The sequence below is a fragment of the Rathayibacter sp. AY1C2 genome (assembly GCF_002931195.1).
Classification (GTDB): Bacteria; Actinomycetota; Actinomycetes; order Actinomycetales; family Microbacteriaceae; genus Rathayibacter.
Genome location: NZ_PSWG01000011.1, coordinates 1 through 20,133, shown reverse-complemented (window position 1 = coordinate 20,133; position 20,133 = coordinate 1). Strand labels below are relative to the sequence as shown.

The following is a 20,133-nucleotide window of genomic DNA, read 5'->3' as shown; positions in this document are numbered from 1 at the left end:
ATCGGACGGGGACGCTCTCCCCGCGACGACCGTCACACTCGAGGAGAAACCATGACCGACACCGTCACCATCCCCGGCTACAAGGCCGGCACCTGGGTCATCGACCCCACCCACAGCGAGGTCGCGTTCAGCGTCCGCCACCTGATGATCAGCAAGGTCAAGGGCAAGTTCGAGCGCTTCACCGCCACGTTCACCACCGGCGAGAACCCGCTCGACTCCAAGGTCGAGGCCACCGCCGAGGTCGCCTCCGTCAACACCAACGAGCCCAACCGCGACGGCCACCTCCGCACCGGCGACTTCTTCGAGGCCGAGAAGTACCCGGAGATCCACTTCGTCTCGACCGCCGTCCGCCCGAACGGCGACGACTTCCTCGTCGACGGCGAGCTCACCATCAAGGGCACCACCAAGCCCGTCACCTTCGAGGTGGAGTTCGGCGGCTTCGGCACCGACCCCTACGGCAACTACAAGGCCGGCCTCACCGCCAAGGCCACCATCGACCGCACCGACTTCGGTCTGACCTACAACGCGGCCCTCGAGACCGGTGGCGTGCTCATCGGCGAGAAGGTCACCATCACCCTCGACCTGCAGGCCGCCCACCAGGCGTAGTCCGAGCGATCGACCGGAGCCGTCCCTCCCCCCGGGGAGCGGACGGCTCCGGTCGTTCCCGGAGCCGGTGCGGGATCAGAGGATGCCGAGCTCCGTCAGCTGCTCGGAGATGCCGGCGCCGTCGGGCGCGAAGACCCAGGTCGTGCCGCTGGTCAGGGAGCGGTCCTCGGCCTTGGAGCGGCCTCCCGCAAGCACCGCCTCGCCGGTGGAGAGCTGGCGGATCGCGATAGCGGCGACCTTGTCGGGGTGCTCGTCCGCGAAGTCGGAGTAGATCTCCTCGTCGTGCTGCCCGTCGTCGCCGACCAGCAGCCAGCGCACGTCCGGGAACTCGGCCGCGAGTCGGCGGAGGTTCATCTCCTTGTGCTGCTTGCCGCTGCGGAACCAGCGGTCGTGCGTCGGGCCCCAGTCGGTCAGGAGGAGCGCTCCGGCCGGGTACAGGTGCCGCGAGAGGAAGCGGGTGAGCGCCGGGGCGACGTTCCACGCGCCGGTGGAGAGGTAGATGACCGGGGAGCCCTCGTACTGCCGGGCGAAGCGGTCGAGGAAGACCGCCATGCCGGGCGTGGGCATCCGGGCGTGCTCGTCGAGCACGAAGGTGTTCCAGGCGGCGACGAAGGGGCGGGGGAGCGCGGTGACCATCACCGTGTCGTCCACGTCCGACACGACGCCCAGCCGCGCCTCCGGACGCACGATGAAGACGGGCGCCTCGACGGGCTTCGAGCCCGCGGTCGAGAAGGTGATGGTGTGCCAGCCGGGCTCGAGCGTGATCGGGAGGTCCGCGTCGACGACTCCGCCGCGGTCGGCCGTCACCCGGTGGGTCTGCCCGTCGGCCTCGACGGTCACGACGGCCCCGCTCACGAAGACGCTGGTGAAGCTCCGCCAGCCGCGCACGCCCTCGACGGGGCGGACCTCCTCGACCCCGGGAGGGGTCGGCCGCGTGTAGAGGACGCGGGCCAGGACGCGCAGCTGCGTCGTCGAGCCGTAGCCGGTGTAGGGGATGACCCTCGGGACGTAGCCCTTGCGCTTCACGCGCCTCATCCGGAAGGAGTGGAGTCGGTCCTCGAGGCGGGCGGCGCGGTGCATGACCTCCGCCTTGCCTGCGCTCAGGGGCTTGCTCTCGGGCGTCAGCGGCATCCGCCCAGTCTGTCAGACCGGATGCCGGACCGCGGATCGCGCTCTCACGCGATCGTCAGGCTCCGGTGGGCTCGATCAGCTCGGGGCCGTTCGCCGAGACGGAGCCCACGGCTGCACCGACGCCGTGCACCTCGAGCTCCTCGGACAGCTCGGCCGCGCCCTCGGCGGCCGCGCGCAGCAGCTCGCCGTCCCCGGGGGACGCCGGGTCCAGCCAGTCCTCGATCAGCTCCGGCTGCAGCAGCACGGGCATCCGCTCGTGCACCTCGGCGAGCGGCCCGGCGGAGGGGCGGGTGAGGACCGTCGCCGAGAGCAGCCACGGAGAGCCCGGCTGGGCCGAGCGCCACCACTCGTAGAGACCGGCGAACAGGAGGAGCGAGCCCTCGCCCGGCGAGACGTAGACGGGTGCCTTCGCCCCGTCCGCGCCGACCCGCCACTCGTACCAGCCCGAGGCGGGCACGATCGCGCGCCGGGAGGCGTAGGACTCGCGGAACGAGGGCTTCTCGGCGACGGACTCGATCCGCGCGTTGAACAGCGGCGGCCCCGCGGACGGGTCGGCGGCGGAGCGGGGCACCAGGCCCCAGCGGGCTCCGGCGAGCCGACGCCGCGGCGGGCTGCCCTCGTCGACCCCCTTCATCGACTCCGCGACGACGGCGATCCGCTGGGTCGGCGCGATGTTCCAGGACGGCTCCGGCAGGTCGGCGCCCGGCTCGTCGATGTCGAAGAGCGCCACCAGGTCGGCGGTGGTCTGCGAGAGGACGAAGCGTCCGCACATGGTTTCTCCCGGGTGTATCGGACCCGCGGAGCCGTCGCCCTTCCGGGGGCGCGAAACACGAGGGACTTTCGATGAGACGACCCCGACCGGCGGTCGCCGTGCGTACGATTGTAGGAACCACGACCGAAGGAGCCCGCCGTGCCTCTTGGAAACCTCGTCGATCGACCGTTCGGTGAATCGTCCCAGGTCCGCAACGAGCCGGTGCAGGTGCGCAGCGCCGCCCGTCTCGCCTCGCTGCTCGACGCGGCGGCCGCCGTCGTCGACGAGGTCGGCTTCGACCGCCTGACCACGGCGATGGTCGCCGAGCGCGCGGGAGCCGCGATCGGCACGGTCTACCGCTACTTCCCGGACCGCATCGCCGTCCTCCAGGCGCTGCGCGAACGGGCCCTCGAGCGCTTCCGCCGCCGCGTCATCACCGAGATCCGCGACACCCACCCGGGCAACTGGTGGGGCGCGGTCGACTGCGCGATCGACGCCTTCTGCGAGATGCACCGCAACGAGCCGGGCTTCCGCTCCATCCGCTTCGTCGACACGATCCACGCCCCCGAGGTCGCGGGCGAGGCGTTCGAGGCCGGCTTCTTCGCCCGCCGCTTCGCCGAGATCCTCGCGTCCGAGTACGGCCTCCCGGGCGGCGCGCAGCTGTCCTTCCGCCTCGAGGTGACCATCGAGGTCGCGGACGCGCTGCTCACGCGGGCGTTCCTCATCGACCCCAACGGCGACCAGCGCTTCATCGACGAGAGCCGCTCGCTGCTGCGCCACTACATGACCTCGCACTACGGAGCCGTCGAGGAGTCCTGACCGGCCCGGGCTGTCAAGGCCCTAGTCGCTCCCGGAACATCCCGCAACACTTCGCGGTCCGGGTTGGCAGGCGGCTGCTAATGGTGTTTTCCTTGCCGCCTGGCCCCGTTCGGGGCCGCGGGCCGTGCAACGGCCGGACGCGCGGAGCGAGAGCGGGCACAGTCGTGGACCAGGGACAGATCGGCGCGCACACCGCCGGACGGCGGGCGGCCTCGTGATCGAGTTCCGCAACGTCAGCAAGCAGTACCCGGACGGCACGCGGGCGGTCGACGACTTCTCGCTCGTGCTGCCCTCCCGGCAGACGACCGTCTTCGTCGGCTCCTCGGGCTGCGGGAAGACCACGATCCTCCGCATGATCAACCGGATGATCGAGCCGACCTCCGGCACCATCGAGATCGACGGCGAGGACATCTCGTCCCTGCCCGCCGTCGCGCTCCGCCGCCGCATCGGCTACGTGATGCAGAACTCCGGCCTCCTGCCGCACCGCAAGGTCATCGACAACATCGCGACCGTACCGCGGCTGAACGGGGTCGCCAAGAAGCAGGCGCACGCCCGCGCGCTCGAGCTGATGGACACGGTCGGACTGGACCGTGCGCTCGCCGCCCGGTACCCCAGCCAGCTCTCCGGCGGCCAGCAGCAGCGCGTCGGCGTGGCGCGCGGCCTCGCGGTCGACCCGAACATCCTGCTGATGGACGAGCCGTTCGGCGCGGTCGACCCTCTCGTGCGCGCCGACCTGCAGCGCGAGACCCTGCGACTCCAGGACGAGCTCGACAAGACCGTGGTCTTCGTCACCCACGACATCGACGAGGCGTTCCTGCTCGGCGACCAGGTCGTCATCCTCGAGAAGGGCGGCCGGATCGCGCAGAAGGGCTCGCCCGCCGAGATCCTGGCGAACCCCGCGAGCGAGTTCGTCGCCGGCTTCGTCGGTGCGGACCGCGGCAAGCGCTCGCTCCGGATCGAGGAGCGCGACGGCGCCCGCATCGTGGTCGACGGCGACGGGCGTCCGACCGGAGTGCTGCGCGCGCAGGACGGCCCCGCCGCGTGAACTGGGTCGTCAACAACACGGACGCGATCGTCGCGAACCTGCTGGCGCACCTGGCCCTGTCGGTCCCGCCGATCCTGCTCAGCTTCCTCGTCTCGCTGCCGTTCGGCTGGTTCGCGAACCGCTACCGCTGGAGCCGCGGCACCCTGCTCACGGGGCTCGGCGTGCTCTACGCCATCCCCTCGCTGGCCATGTTCATCCTGCTGCCGGTCCTGCTGGGCATCCCGCTCCGCTCGACCGCCAACGTGATCACGGGCCTCACCCTCTACGGCGTCGCGCTGATGGTCCGCACCACCTCGGACGCACTGGGCGCGGTGTCGGACGACGTCCGCCAGTCGGCGACCGCGATGGGCTACTCCGGCTGGGCGCGCTTCTGGCGGGTCGAGTTCCCGCTGGCCGGCCCGGTCCTGCTCTCGGGCCTGCGCGTGGTCACGGTCAGCACGGTCAGCCTGGTGACGGTCGGCGCGGTGCTCGGGATCCAGAGCCTCGGCCTGCTCTTCACCGACGGCTTCCAGCGCGGCATCACCGGTGAGATCGTCACGGGCATCGTCCTCACGATCGTCCTCGCGCTGGTGCTCGACGGACTGCTGGTGCTGATCGGCCGTCTCCTCATGCCCTGGACGGCTCTGGACCGCACGCGCCGCTCGCGCAGACCGGTCGCGGTCGAGAGGGCGGTGACGTCGTGAACCTCATCGCCGAGGCCTTCGCCTGGATCGCCGACCCCGCGCACTGGACCGGGGTCTACGCGATCCCGACCCGTGTCGCCCAGCACGTCGGAATCAGCCTGCTGGTGCTCGTGATCGCGGCCGCGATCGCGATCCCGATCGGCTACCTGATCGGGCACACCGGGCGCGGCAAGGGCATCGCCGTGCCGGTCGCAGGCGGCCTGCGCGCCCTGCCGACACTGGGCGTGCTCGTCCTCGCGGCGATGAGCCTGGGGCTCGGCCTCGGCGCTCCGGTGATCGCCCTCGTCGTGCTCGCGATCCCGTCGGTGCTCGCCGGCGCGTACTCCGGGCTCGAGGCGGTCGACCGCCGCACGGTCGACGCGGCGCGCTCGATGGGCATGACCGAGTGGCAGATCCTGACGAAGGTCGAGATCCCGCTGGGGCTGCCGCTGCTGATCGGCGGGCTCCGCTCGGCGGCGCTGCAGATCATCGCGACCGCCACGCTCGCCGACTACATCGGCGCCGGCGGCCTCGGGCAGTACATCTTCCGCGGAGTGAAGTCGGGGGACTACCCGCAGATGCTCGCCGGCTCGATCCTGGTGATCGTGCTGACGCTCCTCAGCGAGGTCCTCTTCGCCCTCCTCCAGCGGCTCGCCGTGCCGCGCGGAGTCGTGCTCGGCCTGGCCGGCACCGCCGGCCGCACAGGTTCCCGCGCTTCGTCGCCCCGACGACGCGCGGTGATGGGAATCCCCATCGAAGAAGGGAAATAGCAATGTTCACAGCACATTTCACGAAGGGCCGTGTCGCGCTCAGCGCACTCGCGGTCGGTGCCGTCGTGGCACTGGCAGGGTGTTCCTCGAGCGATCCGCTCGATGAGGGATCGGGTGCGACTGCGGGCAGCGAGACCATCGTGGTCGGCTCGCAGGACTACTACTCGAACGAGATCCTCGCCGAGATCTACGCGCAGGCCCTGGAGAACGACGGCTTCACCGTCGACCGCCAGCTGCGCATCGGCCAGCGCGAGATCTACCTGCCCGAGATCGAGAGCGGATCCATCGACGTCTTCCCGGAGTACGACGGCAGCCTCCTGCAGGCGCTCGAGCCCGACGCGACGGCCACCACCGCCGACGACGTGTACTCCGCGCTCGGCGACGCGCTGCCCGACGGCCTCCGCGCCCTCGACGCCGCCGAGGCCAGCGACCAGAACTCGTACACCGTCACCCAGGCCTTCGCCGACAAGTGGGACCTGACCGACATCGCGTCGCTCAAGAACGTCACCGACCCGATCGTGGTCGGCGGCAACTCCGAGCTGCAGACGCGCCCCTACGGGCCCGACACCCTGCAGTCGAAGTACGGCATCACGACCACCTTCCAGGCGATCGAGGACAGCGGCGGATCGACCACCGTCGACGCGCTCACCAGCGACCAGATCCAGCTGGCGAACGTCTACACGGCCGACCCGAACATCCAGAAGAACGACCTCGTCGCTCTCGAGGACCCGGACGGACTGTTCGTGGCCGACAACGTCGTGCCGATCGTCTCGAGCAAGATCACGGACGACGCGGCCGAGGTGCTGAACGCGGTCAGCGCGAAGCTCACGGCGGACGACCTCGTCGCCCTCAACTCCGAGAGCGTCAACGAGCAGAAGTCCGCGTCCGCGATCGCGGGCGAGTGGCTGAAGTCGGCGGGTCTCGTCGACTGATCCTCCCCGGATCCACGCCCGGAGGCGCGTCACTCGTCGAGGTGACGCGCCTCCGCTCTGTTCAGGAGCTTCTTCCCGAGGAGCACGAGCAGGGCGAAGACGACGATGACGCCCACGAAGACGTAGCCGGCGCCGTGCAGGCTCTCCGAGAGTTCCCGGTAGCTGCCCGCCGCGGCCGCGCCGACGCCGACGTAGGCGGACGACCAGAGCACGCACGCCGGGATCGTCCAGGCCATGAAGGTCCGATAGCGCATCCCGCTCATCCCCACCGTCAGCGGGATCAGCGAGTGCAGCACCGGCAGGAATCGCGAGAGGAACACGGCGAACCCGCCGCGCCGCGCGAGGTAGCGCTCGGCCTTCAGCCAGTTCTTCTCGCCGAGCCGGCGTCCCAGGCGCGACGCGCGGATCCGCGGCCCGAACCAGCGGCCGAGGTAGAAGCCGACGGACTCGCCGCAGAGGGCGCCGATGACGACCGTGACGGCCAGCGCCGCGAACTGCAGCGGGCTGGTCACGCCGGTCGCGCTGACGATCACGATCGTGTCGCCGGGGACGACGAGGCCCGCCAGGATCGTGGTCTCGAAGAAGATCGCGAGTCCGGCGAGGAGCGTCCGCCAGACCGGGGGGACGCTGACGACGAAGTCCAGGATCCCGGTGAGGGTGTCGTTCACCGGGCGCCCCCGCCCGCCGCGGACTCGATCGGGGGCTGGGGCCGACGGCGGCTCCGGATGCTCGGCATGGCTCGATCGTAGGGGCGCACGGCTGGGCGGCGGCAGGGCTGCGCCCGGGAGGCCGGTGGACGCCGAGCGGTCAGGGGACGGCGACGAGCGCGGAGGCCGCCGGGCCGGTGCCGTTCGCCGTGACCGCCTGCACCGAGAGGGTGTAGCTGCGGCCCGGGACCAGCTTCGTGAAGGTCTGCGAGCGCTTGGTCGCGGCGACCACGGCGCTCCAGGCTCCGGCTCCGCTCGTGTCGGACCCGTCGCGCGACACCCGGTAGCCGGTGACCGCCGAGCCACCGGTCCCCGCGGGGGGCGACCACGCGAGCGTCGCCGTGCCGTCCGAGCCCGCCGTGGCGGTGACGGCGGTCGGAGCGCCGGGGAGCCCGGCGGAGACGAGGGTCGCGGTCAGCGTGGTGCTGCTCCCGGGAGTGACGACGCTGTGCGAGGCGGCGCCGCCGTCCGACCAGGACGAGAACCGATAGGCCGTGCCCGACGCGTCGGTCTGGTCCGGGACCTCCAGCTGGAGGGCCGAGCCCGCCCACGAGACGACGGTCGTGCCTCCGGCGACCTCGGTGCCGTTGACGACGACCGTCCGGCCGGCGGGAGCGGTGGCCAGGGTGACGGAGACCTTCTGCGGGGAGAACGTCCGCGTCGCCGTCGTCGACACTCCGCTCGAGTCCGTCGCCGTGACGCTGATCAGGAGGTCGCTGTCCGCGGCGGCGGCGAGGTCCTCCGGGCCGGGGGCGACGAAGGAGAGGTCGTTCCCCGTCAGCGGCCCGAGGAAGGGATGCGTGTGCTGAGCGTGGCGGCGCTGGACGGTCCAGGTGAGCGCCGAGGCGGGCAGGACGCCGTCCTCGGCGTCGGTCGCCGTGGCGCGGAGGCCGTAGCTCCGGCCCGTCACGAACACCCCTCCGTCGGCGGGTGCGGTGATGCTCACCGTCGGGGCACTGTCGCCCGAGGTGATCCTCGTCGTCGCGGGTGCGGAGACGGCTCCCTTCGGATCGCGGACGCGGAGGGACGCGGTCCAGCTGCCGGCGGCGTAGCTGTGGGTGAAGGTCGGGCCGGTCGTGATGCGGTCGGGGGTGCCGTCGCCGAACGACCACAGGTAGGTCAGGGCACCGCCCTCCGGGTCGCTGCTGCCCGAGCCGTTCAGCCGCGCGGCGAGAGGAGCCGCGCCGGAGGAGGGGGCGGCGGTGAGGGTCGCGGTCGGGGCGCGGTTCGCCGCGGCGGTGTAGGCGAGGCGCCGGACCTCGCCGCCGTTCGCGTAGCTGGTGTAGAAGAGGTCCTGGGTCCCGCGCGAGGGACCGAAGGCCATGGCGACGGCGCTGCTGCCGCCGAGGCCGGTCACGAGGTCGCCGGCCGCGCCGGTGCGGCCGAGGGTCCGGATCTTCCCGCACACGTAGTCGCCGAAGAGGTACGCGCCGTCGTAGGCGGCCGGCCAGACGCCGCGGGGGACGTAGGCGCCGCCCGTGATCGAGGCGCAGCCGCTGCTGTGCGCGTAGTCGTGGACCGGGTCGGTGAGACCGGCGGGCGCCGCGGCTCCGCAGTTCGAGGCCGAGCCGGTCTTCGCGCAGTGGCCCTCACGGGTGTTCCAGCCGTAGTCGGCGCCGGCGACGCCCTGGTCGATCTCCTCCCAGGCGTCCTGGCCCACGTCGTTGATGCGGAAGACGGTGCCGGTCGCGTTCGGGTCGAAGGCCATCCGGAACGGATTGCGCAGGCCGCTCGCGAACGTCTCGCGGCAGCGCACGCCCGCGGCGGCCGGGGCGAGCCGGCAGGAGGCGGTCCCGGTGCCCAGGTAGGGGTTGCCGGCCGGGACGCCCCCGGTGAGGGTGATCCGGAGGATCTTGCCGTTCAGGATGTTCGGGTCGCGGGCGGCGTCGTTCCGGCCGCCGCAGCCGCTGCCGCCCGGCGAGCCGACTCCGCCGCGGTAATCGCAGCCGCCGTCGCCGACGCTGACGTAGAGCAGGCCGTCCTTGCCGATGGCGAGGTCGCCGCCGTTGTGGTTGCTCGCGGGGGAGTAGATGCCGTCGAGGAGGACGCGCTCGGAGGCCGGGTCGATGCGGTCGTCGGTGCCGAGCTGGAACGAGGAGACGCGGTTGCGCGGGGCTCCCGCGGGGTTCACCGTGCCGCCGGCGTTGGTCGGGCAGGAGGAGTCGGAGCCCTTCGCGGTGTAGTAGACGACGACGGTGCGCGAGCCCGGTGCCGGGTCGACCGCGAGGCCGAGCACGCCGCGCTCGCCGTTGGCGCAGACCTTCGAGCGCAGGTCGAGGGCCGGAGTGGCGACAAGGCTGCCTCCGCGGATCACCCGGATCGCTCCGGTCTGCGAGGAGACGAGGGTGCGCCCGTCGGTCGTGAAGGCGAGGGCGGTCGGCGCGGGGACGGCCGCCACCCGGGAGTCGGTGAAGCCGGCGGGCACGACGGGAGCGGCGGACGCCGGACCCGCGGGCCCGGCGACGAGCGCGGCGGCCGTGATCGCCAGGACGGTGAGCAGGGCGAGACCGCGGGGGCGGATCCTCGAGCGGGGCATCGGTGACTCCGAGACGGTCGGCGCTGCTGAGCGAGCGGCGGTCTGCGGCGGTGCAGAGGGCGCTGTCGGCGATGACGCGGGGCCAGGATAGGCGCGCGCGGCGGAGGGGCCGTGTCCCCCTTCAGGGTCAACACTGGGGGCTCCGGGCGCGGTGTCCCCGGGCCGCTCACGTCGAGCGGGGCTGCAGTGCGTCGGCCCGTCGGTTCACTCCAGAGCGGGCAGGACCACCGCGCGGACCGCCTCCGAGAACCGGGCGTAGCCGGCCTCGTCGAAGTGCAGGCCGTCGTCGACGAAGAGGGAGGGGTCGACAGAGCCGTCGGAGGTGACGAGCGCGTCGGCGGTAGGGACGAAGGTGACGCGGTCGTCCGTCTCGGCGTAGGCGCTGACCGCGGTGTTGGCGGCGCGGACCTCGGCGCCGACGGAGGCGCGGGCGGGCGTCTCCGCGATCTCGACGTAGAACAGCTCGGCGTCGGGGGCGACCTCCTCCACGCGCTGGAGGTACTCGACGACGGCGCCGGCGGTCTGGGCGCCGGTGCGCGAGCCCTCCTCGCCGCTGATGTCGTTCGCTCCCACGTACACGATCACGGCGCGGGGATCGAAGGGGGCGACCATGCGGTCCAGCCACGCGAGGTGATCGGCGACGGTCGTGCCGCCGATCCCGATGTTGTAGGTCTCGAGCGGACGCAGGTCCTCCTTGGAGGTCGTCCAGCGGCCGATCGTGGAGCTGCCCGTGAGGACGATGCTGTGCTGCGGGAACCCGGCGGCGAAGCGCTTCTCGAGACCGGCGACGCGCTCGGCCACGTCGACGGAGGAGGTCGGGCCGGGGTCGGGGGAGCTTGCGGCCGGAGCGCCCGCGCCTCCGCTCCGCGAGGCGAGCGAGAGGGCGATGCCCGCGCCGGCGAGGACCAGCGCGAGCACCAGCAGCGCGACCAGGAGGCGGAGGCGGATGCGGCGGGGGCCGGGGGCGGAGCCGGAGGGCGTCGCTCGAGTCATGGCTCGATCCTCGGGCATCGGCGGGGGCGCGTCGTCCACGAGGAGGCCGTCCGAGGACCCGCGCACCCGGTGGCCGTCTCTCCGTCACCGGATCGCCGTGATCGGATCCGCGCAGAACATCACAGAGGATGCACAGCCGTGCAACACTTGCACATCGCCATCGTCATCGTCGCCGCCGGCCGACTTCCGATGGACGATCACGACGAGGACTCATGGCACGCGCACGCATCACCTGGGTGGACACGGCGAAGGGCATCGCGATCATCCTGGTCGCCCTGGCCCACTCCGTACAGTGGACCACGACGGCCGGGATCGCCCCCGACTCGTGGAACGAGATCAACCTCCTCCTCATCACCTTCCGGATGCCGCTGTTCTTCCTCGCCTCGGGGCTGTTCGCCGGCTCCGTGCTCACCCGGTCGTGGCCGGAGCTCTGGCGTTCGCGGCTGAGCCTGCTGGTCTGGGCCTTCCTGCTCTGGTCCGTGGTGCGGTTCCTCTTCTTCCTGGTGGTGCCCAACCCGGGCGGCACCGACGAGTCCGACCCGCTCGCGCTGCTCCTCCAGCCGGTGATGCCGCACAACGGGCTCTGGTTCCTCTACGCGCTCACGATCTTCTTCGTGGCCGCCAAGCTCGCGCAGGGCCGGATCGACTGGCGGGTGCAGATCGGCATCGCGACCGCGATCGCCGTGGTCTGGTACGCCGTCCGCTCCAGCACCTCCGAGGGCACCGGGAACATCGCCTGGGACGGCATGGCCCGCTACCTGATGTTCTTCCTGCTCGGCCTCTACCTGCGGAACGCGGTGATCGCGTTCGTGGAGCGCCGCGGGATCCTCAGCGGAGTCGGCTTCGGCGTGCTGTTCCTCGTGCTCGCCGGCGTGATCCTCGCCGTCCGCGCCCGCTTCCCGCTGCTGACGATCGGGCTGGTCCTGGTGAGCGTGCTGGCGGTCCTCGCCGGGCTCGTGGTCGCCCGCTTCCTCTCGAACCGGCGCGGCGCGGGCTGGATCACCTTCATCGGCCGCAACACGCTCCCGGTGTACGTGGTGCACGTCCTCTTCGTCTCGCTCGCCACGAGTGCCCTGCTGCTCTTCGACGGAGAGCGCTGGCTCGACGTCATCGGACCGGTCGTGCCGCTCCTGGTCTGCGGGATCGGCGTCGCGGCGGCGCTGGGCTACTGGCGCCTCACCCGCGACCTGCCCGTGCTGAAGTACGGCTTCCAGGCGCCCGCCTGGTTCTCCGGCTCCCGCTCGCGCGTCGACGCCGGCTGACCGCGGGGCGCCCGCCGACGGCACATCGGCATCGGCTCCGGGAGTCTCTTCACCGGGCGAGTCCGTCGATGGCGTCGCGCAGTGAACGGATTTCCACGGCCGATCTCGCGGATGTGCGCCTGGGAATCCGCTGAAGGCCCGGGAGAGGAAGTCTCAGCGCTCCGTCGCCCGCCTGATCGCTCGGCGTCGAGAGGTCGCCGGCGGCGGGTCCGACGGAGGCGAGCCCCGCTCGGCAGTCGCCGCGCGGGGGACTCCCTCGACGTCGAGAGGGACTGTCTCGACGTCGAGCGACCGGTCGGCTGGAGCGCTCGGAGGGGCGTCCGGGGCCACCCCGGAAAGGGTGCCGCCAGGAGCTCGCGGAAGGCCGCACATCCGCCCCAGTACTGGGATCGGAGGCCGTCGGACCCCTTCCGCCGACCTACTCTCGGAGCTGTGAACGAACTCCTGGACCCGCTCCTGCTGTCGAGATGGCAGTTCGGTCTGACGACGATCTACCACTTCCTGTTCGTGCCGCTCACGATCGGCATGGCGCTCACCGTCGCGATCTTCCAGACCTGCTGGGTGCGCACCGGGAAGGTGCACTACCTGCAGCTGACGAAGTTCTTCGGGAAGCTCTTCCTGATCAACTTCGCGATGGGCGTCGTGACCGGGATCGTCCAGGAGTTCCAGTTCGGGATGAACTGGAGCGACTACTCCCGCTTCGTCGGCGACGTCTTCGGGGCCCCGCTGGCGTTCGAGGGCCTGCTCGCCTTCTTCCTCGAGGCGACCTTCATCGGTCTCTGGATCTTCGGCTGGGACAAGCTGCCCGAGAAGCTGCACCTGGCCACCATCTGGCTGACCACGCTGGGCACCACGCTCTCGGCCTACTTCATCATCGCCGCGAACGCGTTCATGCAGAACCCGGTCGGCTTCCGCATCAACGAGACCAAGGGCCGCGCGGAGCTCACCGACATCTGGGCGCTCCTCACCAACAAGGTCGCGCTCGCCGCGTTCCCGCACACGATCTTCGCCTGCTTCATGGTCTCGGCCGCCGTCATCATCAGCGTCGCGGCCTACCACCTCTCGCGGAACCAGCACCTCGAGACCATGCGCCCCGCGCTGAGGTTCGGCGCCTGGATGATGCTCGTCAGCGGCGGCCTGACCCTGTTCACCGGCGACTCGCTCGGCCTCGCGATGGTCGACACGCAGCCGATGAAGATGGCGGCCGCGGAGGCGCTCTACAGGACCTCCACGGGCGTCGACGCCTCCTTCTCCGTCTTCACCTGGGGCACGCCGGACGGCTCGAGCGAGCTGTTCTCGATCCGCATCCCCTACCTGCTCTCCTTCCTCTCGACGCACACCTTCACCGGCACGGTCGAGGGCATCAACGACCTCCAGGCGCAGTACACCCAGGTCTACGGACCCGGCGACTACACGCCGATCATCTGGGTCACCTACTGGTCGTTCCGCTGGATGATGGCCCTCGGCGTCCTGGCCATCGGCGTCGCCGCGGCCGGCCTCTGGTTCACCCGGAAGGGCCGCGAGCCGAAGCAGTGGATGTGGAAGGTCGCGATCTGGGCCGCCCCGCTGCCGTTGATGGCGATGATCGTGGGCTGGGTCTTCACCGAGATGGGCCGCCAGCCGTGGCTCGTGTTCGGACTGCTGAAGACCGCCGACGGAGTCTCGCCCGGAGTGAGCGGCCTCGAGGTCCTGATCTCGCTGCTCGCCTTCACCGCGATCTACGGCACGCTCGCCGTGGTCGAGTTCCGCCTGATCAAGCGGGCCGCGCAGGCCGGCCCCGACGACGCTCCCGAGGTCGACGAGGAGAGCGGTCGCCCGCAGCTCGTCGGCACCGTCTACTAGGAGGCACCCCTCATGGATCTCGCCGTTCTCTGGTTCTGGATCGTCGCGTTCTTCTTCATCGGCTACTTCGTCCTCGACGGGTTCGACTTCGGCGTCGGCATGTCGCTCCCGTTCCTCGGGCGCGACGACACCGACCGCCGCGTGCTGATCAACACGATCGGCCCGGTGTGGGACCTGAACGAGACGTGGGTGATCGTCGCCGGCGCCGCCCTGTTCGCCGCGTTCCCGGAGTGGTACGCCACGCTCTTCAGCGGGTTCTACCTGCCGCTTCTGCTCATCCTGCTCGCGCTGATCGCCCGCGGCGTCTCGTTCGAGTACCGGCACCAGCGTCCGGAGGCGCAGTGGAAGCGGCGCTTCGACACGATGATCGTCGTCGGCTCCGCGGTGCCCGCCTTCCTCTGGGGCGTGGCCTTCGCGAACATCGTGCAGGGCGTCCCGATGGACGCCGACCACAACTTCACCGGCACCGTCCTGGACCTGCTGAACCCCTACGCGCTCCTGGGCGGAGCGACCACCCTCCTGCTCTTCTTCACGCACGGAGTCGTCTTCGTCGCCCTGAAGACGGAGGGGGGTATCCGCGAGCGTGCGCGCCGCCTGGCGACCCGCGCGGGGCTGCTCACCGTGGTCGTCGCCTCCGTCTTCCTGGCCTGGACCAACCTCGGCCAGGGGAGCACCGCCTCCTGGGCGCTCTCGGCGGGCGCGGCCGCGACCCTCGTCGGCGGCTGGCTCGCCATCACACGGGGCCGGGAGGGACGCGCCTTCGCGCTGCTGGCCGGCACCATCGCGCTCGCCGTGCTCGCCCTCTTCGCGACGCTGTTCCCCGCGGTGATGCCGGCCTCGAACGTCCCCGCCTACGGGCTGACGATCGAGAACGCCTCCAGCACGCCCTATACGCTGGCGGTCATGAGTTGGACCGCCCTGGTGTTCGTGCCGCTCATCGTCGGCTACCAGGCCTGGACCTACTGGATCTTCCGCAAGCGCATCAGCCGCGCGCACATCCCGGTCGACGCCCACTGACGTGAAGCCCCTCGATCCGCGCCTGCTCCGCTACGCCCGGGCGGCCCGCGTGTTCCTCCTGCTCGGCGGGGTGCTCGCGCTGGCGAGGACCCTGGCGATCGTCGCCTTCGCGTGGCTCGTGGCGCAGCTGGTGGCCGGTGCGGTCGACGGGAGGAGCGCCGACGATCTCGCGCCGCTGCTGGCCGCCCTGCTCGCGGTCGTCGCGGCGCGGGCGGCTCTCGCCTGGGCGACCGAGGTGAACGCGGTGCGCGGAGGAGCAGGAGCGAAGGCGCAGCTGCGGCAGGCGGTCCTCGCCGCACTGGTCGAGCTCGGCCCGGCGGGCCGCTCCGAAGGGGGCTCGGGCGGGGTCGTCGCGCTGCTGGGCGGCGGACTGGACTCCCTCGACGGCTACTTCGCCCGCTACCTCCCGCAGCTGATCGCCACCGCGGTGGCGACGCCGCTCCTGACGCTCGTGGTCTTCCTCGCCGATCCGCTCAGCGCGGTGTTCCTGGTGGTGACCCTGCCGCTCATCCCGGTGTTCATGGTGCTGATCGGCTGGGCGACTCAGGTCGTGCAGGCGCGGCAGTGGGAGCGGCTGCAGGCGCTCGCGTCCGGCTTCGTCGACACCGTCGGCGGCCTCGCGACGCTCAAGATCTTCGGGCGGGCCGAGCGGCAGGCGACGCGGATCCGCGCGCTGACCGAGGACTACCGCGTGCACACGATGAAGGTGCTGCGGGTGACCTTCGTCAGCGGCTTCGTGCTGGAGCTCGCCGGCTCGCTCTCGGTCGCACTGGTCGCCGTCTCGATCGGGCTGCGGCTCGTCGACGGCTCGCTGGGGCTGGCCGTCGGGCTGTTCGTCCTGGTGCTGGCGCCGGACGTGTTCCTGCCGGTGCGCCAGGTCGGTGCCGAGTTCCATGCGGCGGCGGACGGGGTGCAGGCGGCGGACCGCGCCTTCGCCGTCCTCGAGCGCGCGGCGGCCCTGCCCGCTCGCGGGAAGGCCCCGGCGGCGACGGGGGCGCTCGAGCTGCGGGGTCTCGCGGTCGACGACGGACGCGGGCGGACGCTCGCTCCTGTCGACGCGGTGCTCCCCGTCGGGTCGATCACCGTGGTGACCGGGCCCAGCGGGTCGGGGAAGTCGACGCTGATCGCCGCGCTCGCGGGCTTCGTGCCCTTCTCGGGCACGCTGCTGCTCGGCGGGTCGCCGGTCGCGGATCTGCGGTCGACGCTCGCCTGGGCGGGCCAGCGGCCCGACCTTCTCCCGGGGAGCGTCGCCTCCGCCGTCGGGCTCGGAGCACTCTCGCCGGACCCCGAGCGCGTGCGGCGGGCCCTGGCGATCGCCGCCGTCGACATGGACCCCGAGCGCCGGCTCGACGCCGAGGGGACGGGCCTCTCGGGCGGGCAGAGCGCCCGTGTCGCCGTCGCCCGCGCTGTGCACCGCCTGCTCGAGCGCGGGTGCGCGGTGCTGGCCCTGGACGAGCCGACCGCCGCCCTCGACGACGAGTCCGAGCGGGCGCTGCTCGCCGGACTCAGGTCGCTGGCGGAGAGCGGGACGATCGTCGTCGTCGCCAGCCACCGGCCCGCGACCGTCGCGGCGGCCGACGCCGTGATCGCCCTGGCGCCGGCGGAGGCGGTCGCGAGGTGAACCGCTCCGACGTCCTCCGCGCCGCGATGCCCGGGCCGCGCCGCTTCCTGCCGGGTCTGTCCTTCGGGCTGCTCTCCTCCTCCGCCGTCGTGGCGCTGCTGGCCTGCTCCGCCTGGCTGATCGTCCGCGCGGCCGAGCAGCCGCCGATCCTGTTCCTCTCCATGGCCGTCGTGGGCGTGCGGGCCTTCGCGCTGGCGCGGGCCTTCTTCCGCTACCTCGAGCGGCTGACCGGCCACGACGCCGCCTTCCGCGCGCTCGCGGAGCTCCGGGCGGGCGTCTACGAGCGCCTGGTGCCGGTCGCGCCGGACGGGCTGGGCCGCGTGCGCCGTGGCGACCTGGTCTCCCGGGTGGTGGCGGACGTCGACGCCCAGCAGGACGTGCCGCTGCGCGTCGTGCAGCCGCTGGTCGTCGCGGCGCTGGTCGCTGCGGTCTCCGTGGTCGGCGTCTGGCTGCTACTGCCGGCGATGGGCGCCGTGCTGCTGGCGCTGCTGGTCCTCGCCTTCGGCGGTGGGGCCCTGGGCGCCGGCCGGCTCTCCGCGCAGGCGGACCGCGAGCTGGCGCCGCTGCGCGGGGAGCTCGCCGAGCGCCTCAACCTGCTGGTCACCCGCCTCGACGTGCTCATCGCCTTCGATGCCGCGGGTGACGCTCTGGCGGACGTGGCACGCGCGGAGGAGTCGCTCGCCCGGGCGGCGCGTCGACGGGGGGCCTCCGCCGGACTGGCCGCGGCCGTCCTCGCCCTCTGCTCGGGTGGTGCGGTCTGGGCGGGCCTCGCGCTCGGGATCCCGGTGATCGGCGACCTCGGCGGTCCGGCGCTGGGAGTCGTCGCGCTCGTGCCGCTCGCGGTGTTCGAGGTCGCCGCCGCCGCGCCGCTCGCCGTGCAGGCGGCACGCACCGCGCTCTCGAGCGCTCAGCGCCTGGCTGATCTGGACGCCGAGGCGGCGTCGCCGGCGCTCGCGACCGACGCGGACGTGGACCCGGACGCCCCGGCTCCCCGGGGCGCCGGCATCGTCCTGCGCGACCTGTCGGTGAGCTGGCCCGGCGCGCACACGCCCGCGCTGCGCGGCGTCTCGCTCGACCTGCCGGAGGGCGCCCGCGTGCTCGTCACCGGCGGCAGTGGGTCCGGGAAGACGACGCTCGCGCACGCTCTGGTGCGCTTCCTCGACCACTCCGGCAGCTACCTCCTGGGCGGGGTCGAGGCGCGCACGCTGCCCCAGGCGGAGGTGCGGACGCGGGTCGGGCTCGTGGAGCAGCAGCCGTACCTCTTCGACGACACGATCCGGCAGAACCTCCTCTTCGCGCGGCCCGAGGCCGACGCCGCCGTGCTCGAGGCGGTGCTGGAGCGGGTCGGGCTCGGGCCCTGGGTCGCTGCACGCGGCGGGCTCGACGCGCGGGTGGGGGAGCGGGGCTCGCTCGTCTCGGGCGGCCAGGCTCAGCGGATCGCCCTCGCACGTGCACTTCTTGCCGATTTCCGCGTCCTGGTGCTGGACGAGCCGACGGCGTCGGTGGACGCTCCCGTGGCCGACGCCCTGCTCGGGGATCTGCTCCGCGCCGCCGAGGGGCGGACGGTGGTCCTGATCGCGCACCGGGTCGATCCGGGCCTGGAGTTCGACACGCGGATCCGGGTGGCGGACGGCACGGCGGCTCAGGAGTACCGGGCCGCCTGAGCAGGCGTCCGGCTCCGCGGGGCGGTCGGTCCGAGCGGCCGTTCAGCCGTGCTCCGTCGGGACCGAGGCCCGCGCCAGGGAGGCCGCGCGCGCCAGGCGCCCGCCCTCCGCCTCCCAGCGGTCGAGGACCGCGTCCGCCCGGGTCCGCGCCGCACCAAGCAGCCCTGCCAGGAGCGGAGCGACGACGTCGCGGGCCAGCGGGTCGCTCAGCTCGTCCACGCGGGAGTCGCGGACGAAGCCCTCGAGCCGGGTGAGGTCGGAGCCGCGCAGCCACTCGGCTCGTGACTGCAGCAGCACGACGGCCGCCAGCCGCGGCTCGAACACCGCCGGCTCCCACAGCTCGGAGGAGAGGGCTGTCACGTCGTCGTGCTCGAGCGAGCGGAACTTCCTCAGCGCGTCGCGGACGGTGCCGCGGACCGCCCCGACCGAGGCGCCCGTCGAGTCGAGCCCTGCTCCCAGGCGCTCGCGCACGTCCTGCGCGCGCCAGACGTCGCCCTCGTACTCCAGGGCCGAGCGGATGAAGTCGCCGGGGTCGCTCACCCCTCCATCATGCGTCGCGCGTCAGCCCCGGCTGGCCCAGACGGCCCGTCCGATGCCGTCGTACTCGACGAGGCGGCCGTCGTCCTGCAGCACGAGGCGGTAGGGCGCGACGACGCCGGTCTGGCCGATACCGAAGGAGATCCTCGGGAACCGCAGCCAGAGGATCCGGGAGTCGGCCACGTCGAGCCGGCCCTCGGAGCTCATCGAGAAGGCGGCACCGGAGGCGGAGGAGGTGTTCGTCGCCCAGTCCGCGCCGTTCGGCCCGTAGACGACGAAGTTGCCGTCGCGCTGCATCTCGGCCCGCCACTGCCCGCTCGCCGAGGTCAGCCGCGTGCCCGCGACGACGAGGCCGCTCGGGGAGAGCGAGTCGCGCACGACGAGCGCGGCACTGCTCCAGAGCACGCCGGAGTCGTCCGCGATCCGGAGATCGCCCTCGCGGAGGACCATCGTGGCGCCCGGCTCGCCGGACGTGTCCGAGGCCCACAGGGGCGCGCCGTCCGCGGTGTAGACCACGGCGTTCCCGTCGTCCTGCATCCGGAGGACGTTGCCCCGGCCGCGGGTGCCGCTCGCCCAGAGAGCCCCGCCCTGCCCGTAGACCACGAGGTTGCCGTCCGCCTGCATCACCGCCGTGGTGCCTCCCGGGGTGGCGAGCCGGTTCCCCGCGTAGAGGGTGCTGCCGCGGCGGAGGGTGTCGGTGCGCGGCTCGTCGATCCGGCCGCCGATGCTGCTGGCCCAGGCGGCCGAGCCGCTGCGGCGGTAGATCACGAGATTGCCGTCGTCCTGCATCCGCAGCTCGCCGCCCGGGTCGGCCACCGTGCCGCTCGCCCAGACCGGGCGCCCGTCCGCGGCGTACACGACGAGGTTGCCGTCGTCCTGCATCCGCAGGCTGTCGCCGCGCCCCTGCGTGCCCGAGGCCCAGGTGGGACGGCCGCCGGCGGCGTAGACCACGGCGTTGCCGTCGGTCTGCATCACGAGGGAGGAGGCGCCGTCGGGGGACACCAGGCGCTCGCCGCGCGCGAGCTGCTCGCCGGCACGGAGGACCGCGGCGGAGGCGACGGCGGAGGACGCCGAGGGCGGGGCCTCGACCGCGGCGGCGGGCAGCGAGCTCAGCAGGAGCGCGCCCGTGGCGGCGAGCGCCGCGAGGGAGGCGGTCAGGGAGCGGCCGGAGGGGAGGTGCGTCATCGCAGGAGTCCTGTCGGGGAGCCGGCGGTGTTCGAGCCGCGGCTGGCGGCCGT

General features: G+C 72.6%; 17 protein-coding genes and 1 pseudogene. 11 read left to right on the top strand and 7 right to left on the bottom strand.

Annotation, left to right across the window (positions count from 1 at the left end; translation table 11 throughout):
- Positions 1-51: 51 nt before the first annotated feature.
- The gene (locus C5C55_RS09595; RefSeq protein ID WP_104223105.1) at positions 52-606 is read left to right on the top strand and encodes a YceI family protein; all 555 of its coding nucleotides are present in this window, start codon (positions 52-54) and stop codon (positions 604-606) included.
- A gap of 75 nt (positions 607-681) precedes the next feature.
- On the opposite strand, the gene C5C55_RS09590 is transcribed toward C5C55_RS09595, so the two are convergent.
- Both C5C55_RS09590 and C5C55_RS09585 read right to left on the bottom strand, forming a co-directional pair.
- Positions 682-1,737: an App1 family protein gene (locus tag C5C55_RS09590; RefSeq protein WP_244229442.1), complete on the bottom strand. Its 1,056-nt coding sequence runs from the start codon at positions 1,735-1,737 to the stop codon at positions 682-684.
- Positions 1,738-1,792: 55 nt separating this feature from the next.
- Positions 1,793-2,509 (bottom strand): SOS response-associated peptidase, encoded by a 717-nt coding sequence (locus C5C55_RS09585; protein ID WP_104233760.1) that lies wholly within the window; start codon positions 2,507-2,509, stop codon positions 1,793-1,795.
- A 138-nt stretch (positions 2,510-2,647) separates the two neighbouring features.
- Between C5C55_RS09585 and C5C55_RS09580 the strand changes: the two genes are divergently transcribed.
- The 5 genes from C5C55_RS09580 (at position 2,648) to C5C55_RS09560 (ending at position 6,716) form a co-directional block, all read left to right on the top strand.
- Positions 2,648-3,307, top strand: a complete 660-nt coding sequence (locus C5C55_RS09580) for a TetR/AcrR family transcriptional regulator (protein WP_104223107.1) — start codon at positions 2,648-2,650, stop codon at positions 3,305-3,307.
- A gap of 214 nt (positions 3,308-3,521) precedes the next feature.
- Positions 3,522-4,352, top strand: a complete 831-nt coding sequence (locus C5C55_RS09575; RefSeq protein WP_104225631.1) for an ABC transporter ATP-binding protein — start codon at positions 3,522-3,524, stop codon at positions 4,350-4,352.
- A complete protein-coding gene (locus C5C55_RS09570) occupies positions 4,349-5,035 on the top strand; it encodes an ABC transporter permease (RefSeq protein WP_104223109.1) in 687 nt (228 codons plus the stop codon). The genes C5C55_RS09575 and C5C55_RS09570 overlap by 4 nt, the downstream gene beginning before the upstream one ends.
- Positions 5,032-5,784, top strand: a complete 753-nt coding sequence (locus tag C5C55_RS09565) for an ABC transporter permease (RefSeq protein ID WP_104225632.1) — start codon at positions 5,032-5,034, stop codon at positions 5,782-5,784. Before C5C55_RS09570 ends, C5C55_RS09565 begins: the two co-directional genes overlap by 4 nt.
- A gap of 2 nt (positions 5,785-5,786) precedes the next feature.
- The gene (locus tag C5C55_RS09560) at positions 5,787-6,716 is read left to right on the top strand and encodes an ABC transporter substrate-binding protein (RefSeq protein WP_104223111.1); all 930 of its coding nucleotides are present in this window, start codon (positions 5,787-5,789) and stop codon (positions 6,714-6,716) included.
- 29 nt (positions 6,717-6,745) lie between these two features.
- On the opposite strand, the gene C5C55_RS09555 is transcribed toward C5C55_RS09560, so the two are convergent.
- From C5C55_RS09555 to C5C55_RS09545, 3 genes are all read right to left on the bottom strand, one after another.
- The gene (locus tag C5C55_RS09555) at positions 6,746-7,384 is read right to left on the bottom strand and encodes a DedA family protein (protein ID WP_104223112.1); all 639 of its coding nucleotides are present in this window, start codon (positions 7,382-7,384) and stop codon (positions 6,746-6,748) included.
- A 139-nt stretch (positions 7,385-7,523) separates the two neighbouring features.
- Positions 7,524-9,959, bottom strand: coding sequence for a PQQ-dependent sugar dehydrogenase (locus tag C5C55_RS09550; protein ID WP_104257418.1), 2,436 nt, complete (start codon positions 9,957-9,959; stop codon positions 7,524-7,526).
- Positions 9,960-10,163: 204 nt separating this feature from the next.
- Complete coding sequence (locus C5C55_RS09545) at positions 10,164-10,952, bottom strand: GDSL-type esterase/lipase family protein (protein ID WP_181067827.1); 789 nt, start codon at positions 10,950-10,952, stop codon at positions 10,164-10,166.
- Positions 10,953-11,164: 212 nt separating this feature from the next.
- On the opposite strand from C5C55_RS09545, the gene C5C55_RS09540 reads away from it, so the two are divergent.
- The 5 genes from C5C55_RS09540 (at position 11,165) to cydC (ending at position 18,358) form a co-directional block, all read left to right on the top strand.
- On the top strand, positions 11,165-12,214 hold the full coding sequence (locus C5C55_RS09540) for an acyltransferase family protein (protein WP_104348320.1): 1,050 nt from the start codon (positions 11,165-11,167) through the stop codon (positions 12,212-12,214).
- A gap of 432 nt (positions 12,215-12,646) precedes the next feature.
- A complete protein-coding gene (locus C5C55_RS09535; protein WP_104233758.1) occupies positions 12,647-14,056 on the top strand; it encodes a cytochrome ubiquinol oxidase subunit I in 1,410 nt (469 codons plus the stop codon).
- A gap of 12 nt (positions 14,057-14,068) precedes the next feature.
- The gene (gene cydB, locus C5C55_RS09530; protein WP_104233757.1) at positions 14,069-15,073 is read left to right on the top strand and encodes a cytochrome d ubiquinol oxidase subunit II; all 1,005 of its coding nucleotides are present in this window, start codon (positions 14,069-14,071) and stop codon (positions 15,071-15,073) included.
- 1 nt (position 15,074) lies between these two features.
- Complete coding sequence (gene cydD, locus C5C55_RS09525) at positions 15,075-16,694, top strand: thiol reductant ABC exporter subunit CydD (RefSeq protein ID WP_104233756.1); 1,620 nt, start codon at positions 15,075-15,077, stop codon at positions 16,692-16,694.
- On the top strand, positions 16,691-18,358 hold the full coding sequence (gene cydC, locus C5C55_RS09520; RefSeq protein ID WP_104233755.1) for a thiol reductant ABC exporter subunit CydC: 1,668 nt from the start codon (positions 16,691-16,693) through the stop codon (positions 18,356-18,358). Before cydD ends, cydC begins: the two co-directional genes overlap by 4 nt.
- 42 nt (positions 18,359-18,400) lie before the next feature.
- Here the strand turns inward: cydC and C5C55_RS09515 are convergent, their stop codons facing one another.
- Together C5C55_RS09515 and C5C55_RS09510 are read right to left on the bottom strand one after the other, a co-directional pair.
- On the bottom strand, positions 18,401-18,898 hold the full coding sequence (locus C5C55_RS09515; RefSeq protein WP_104233754.1) for a DNA alkylation repair protein: 498 nt from the start codon (positions 18,896-18,898) through the stop codon (positions 18,401-18,403).
- 21 nt (positions 18,899-18,919) lie between these two features.
- Positions 18,920-20,133: pseudogene (locus C5C55_RS09510) on the bottom strand (hypothetical protein); the annotation flags it as partial.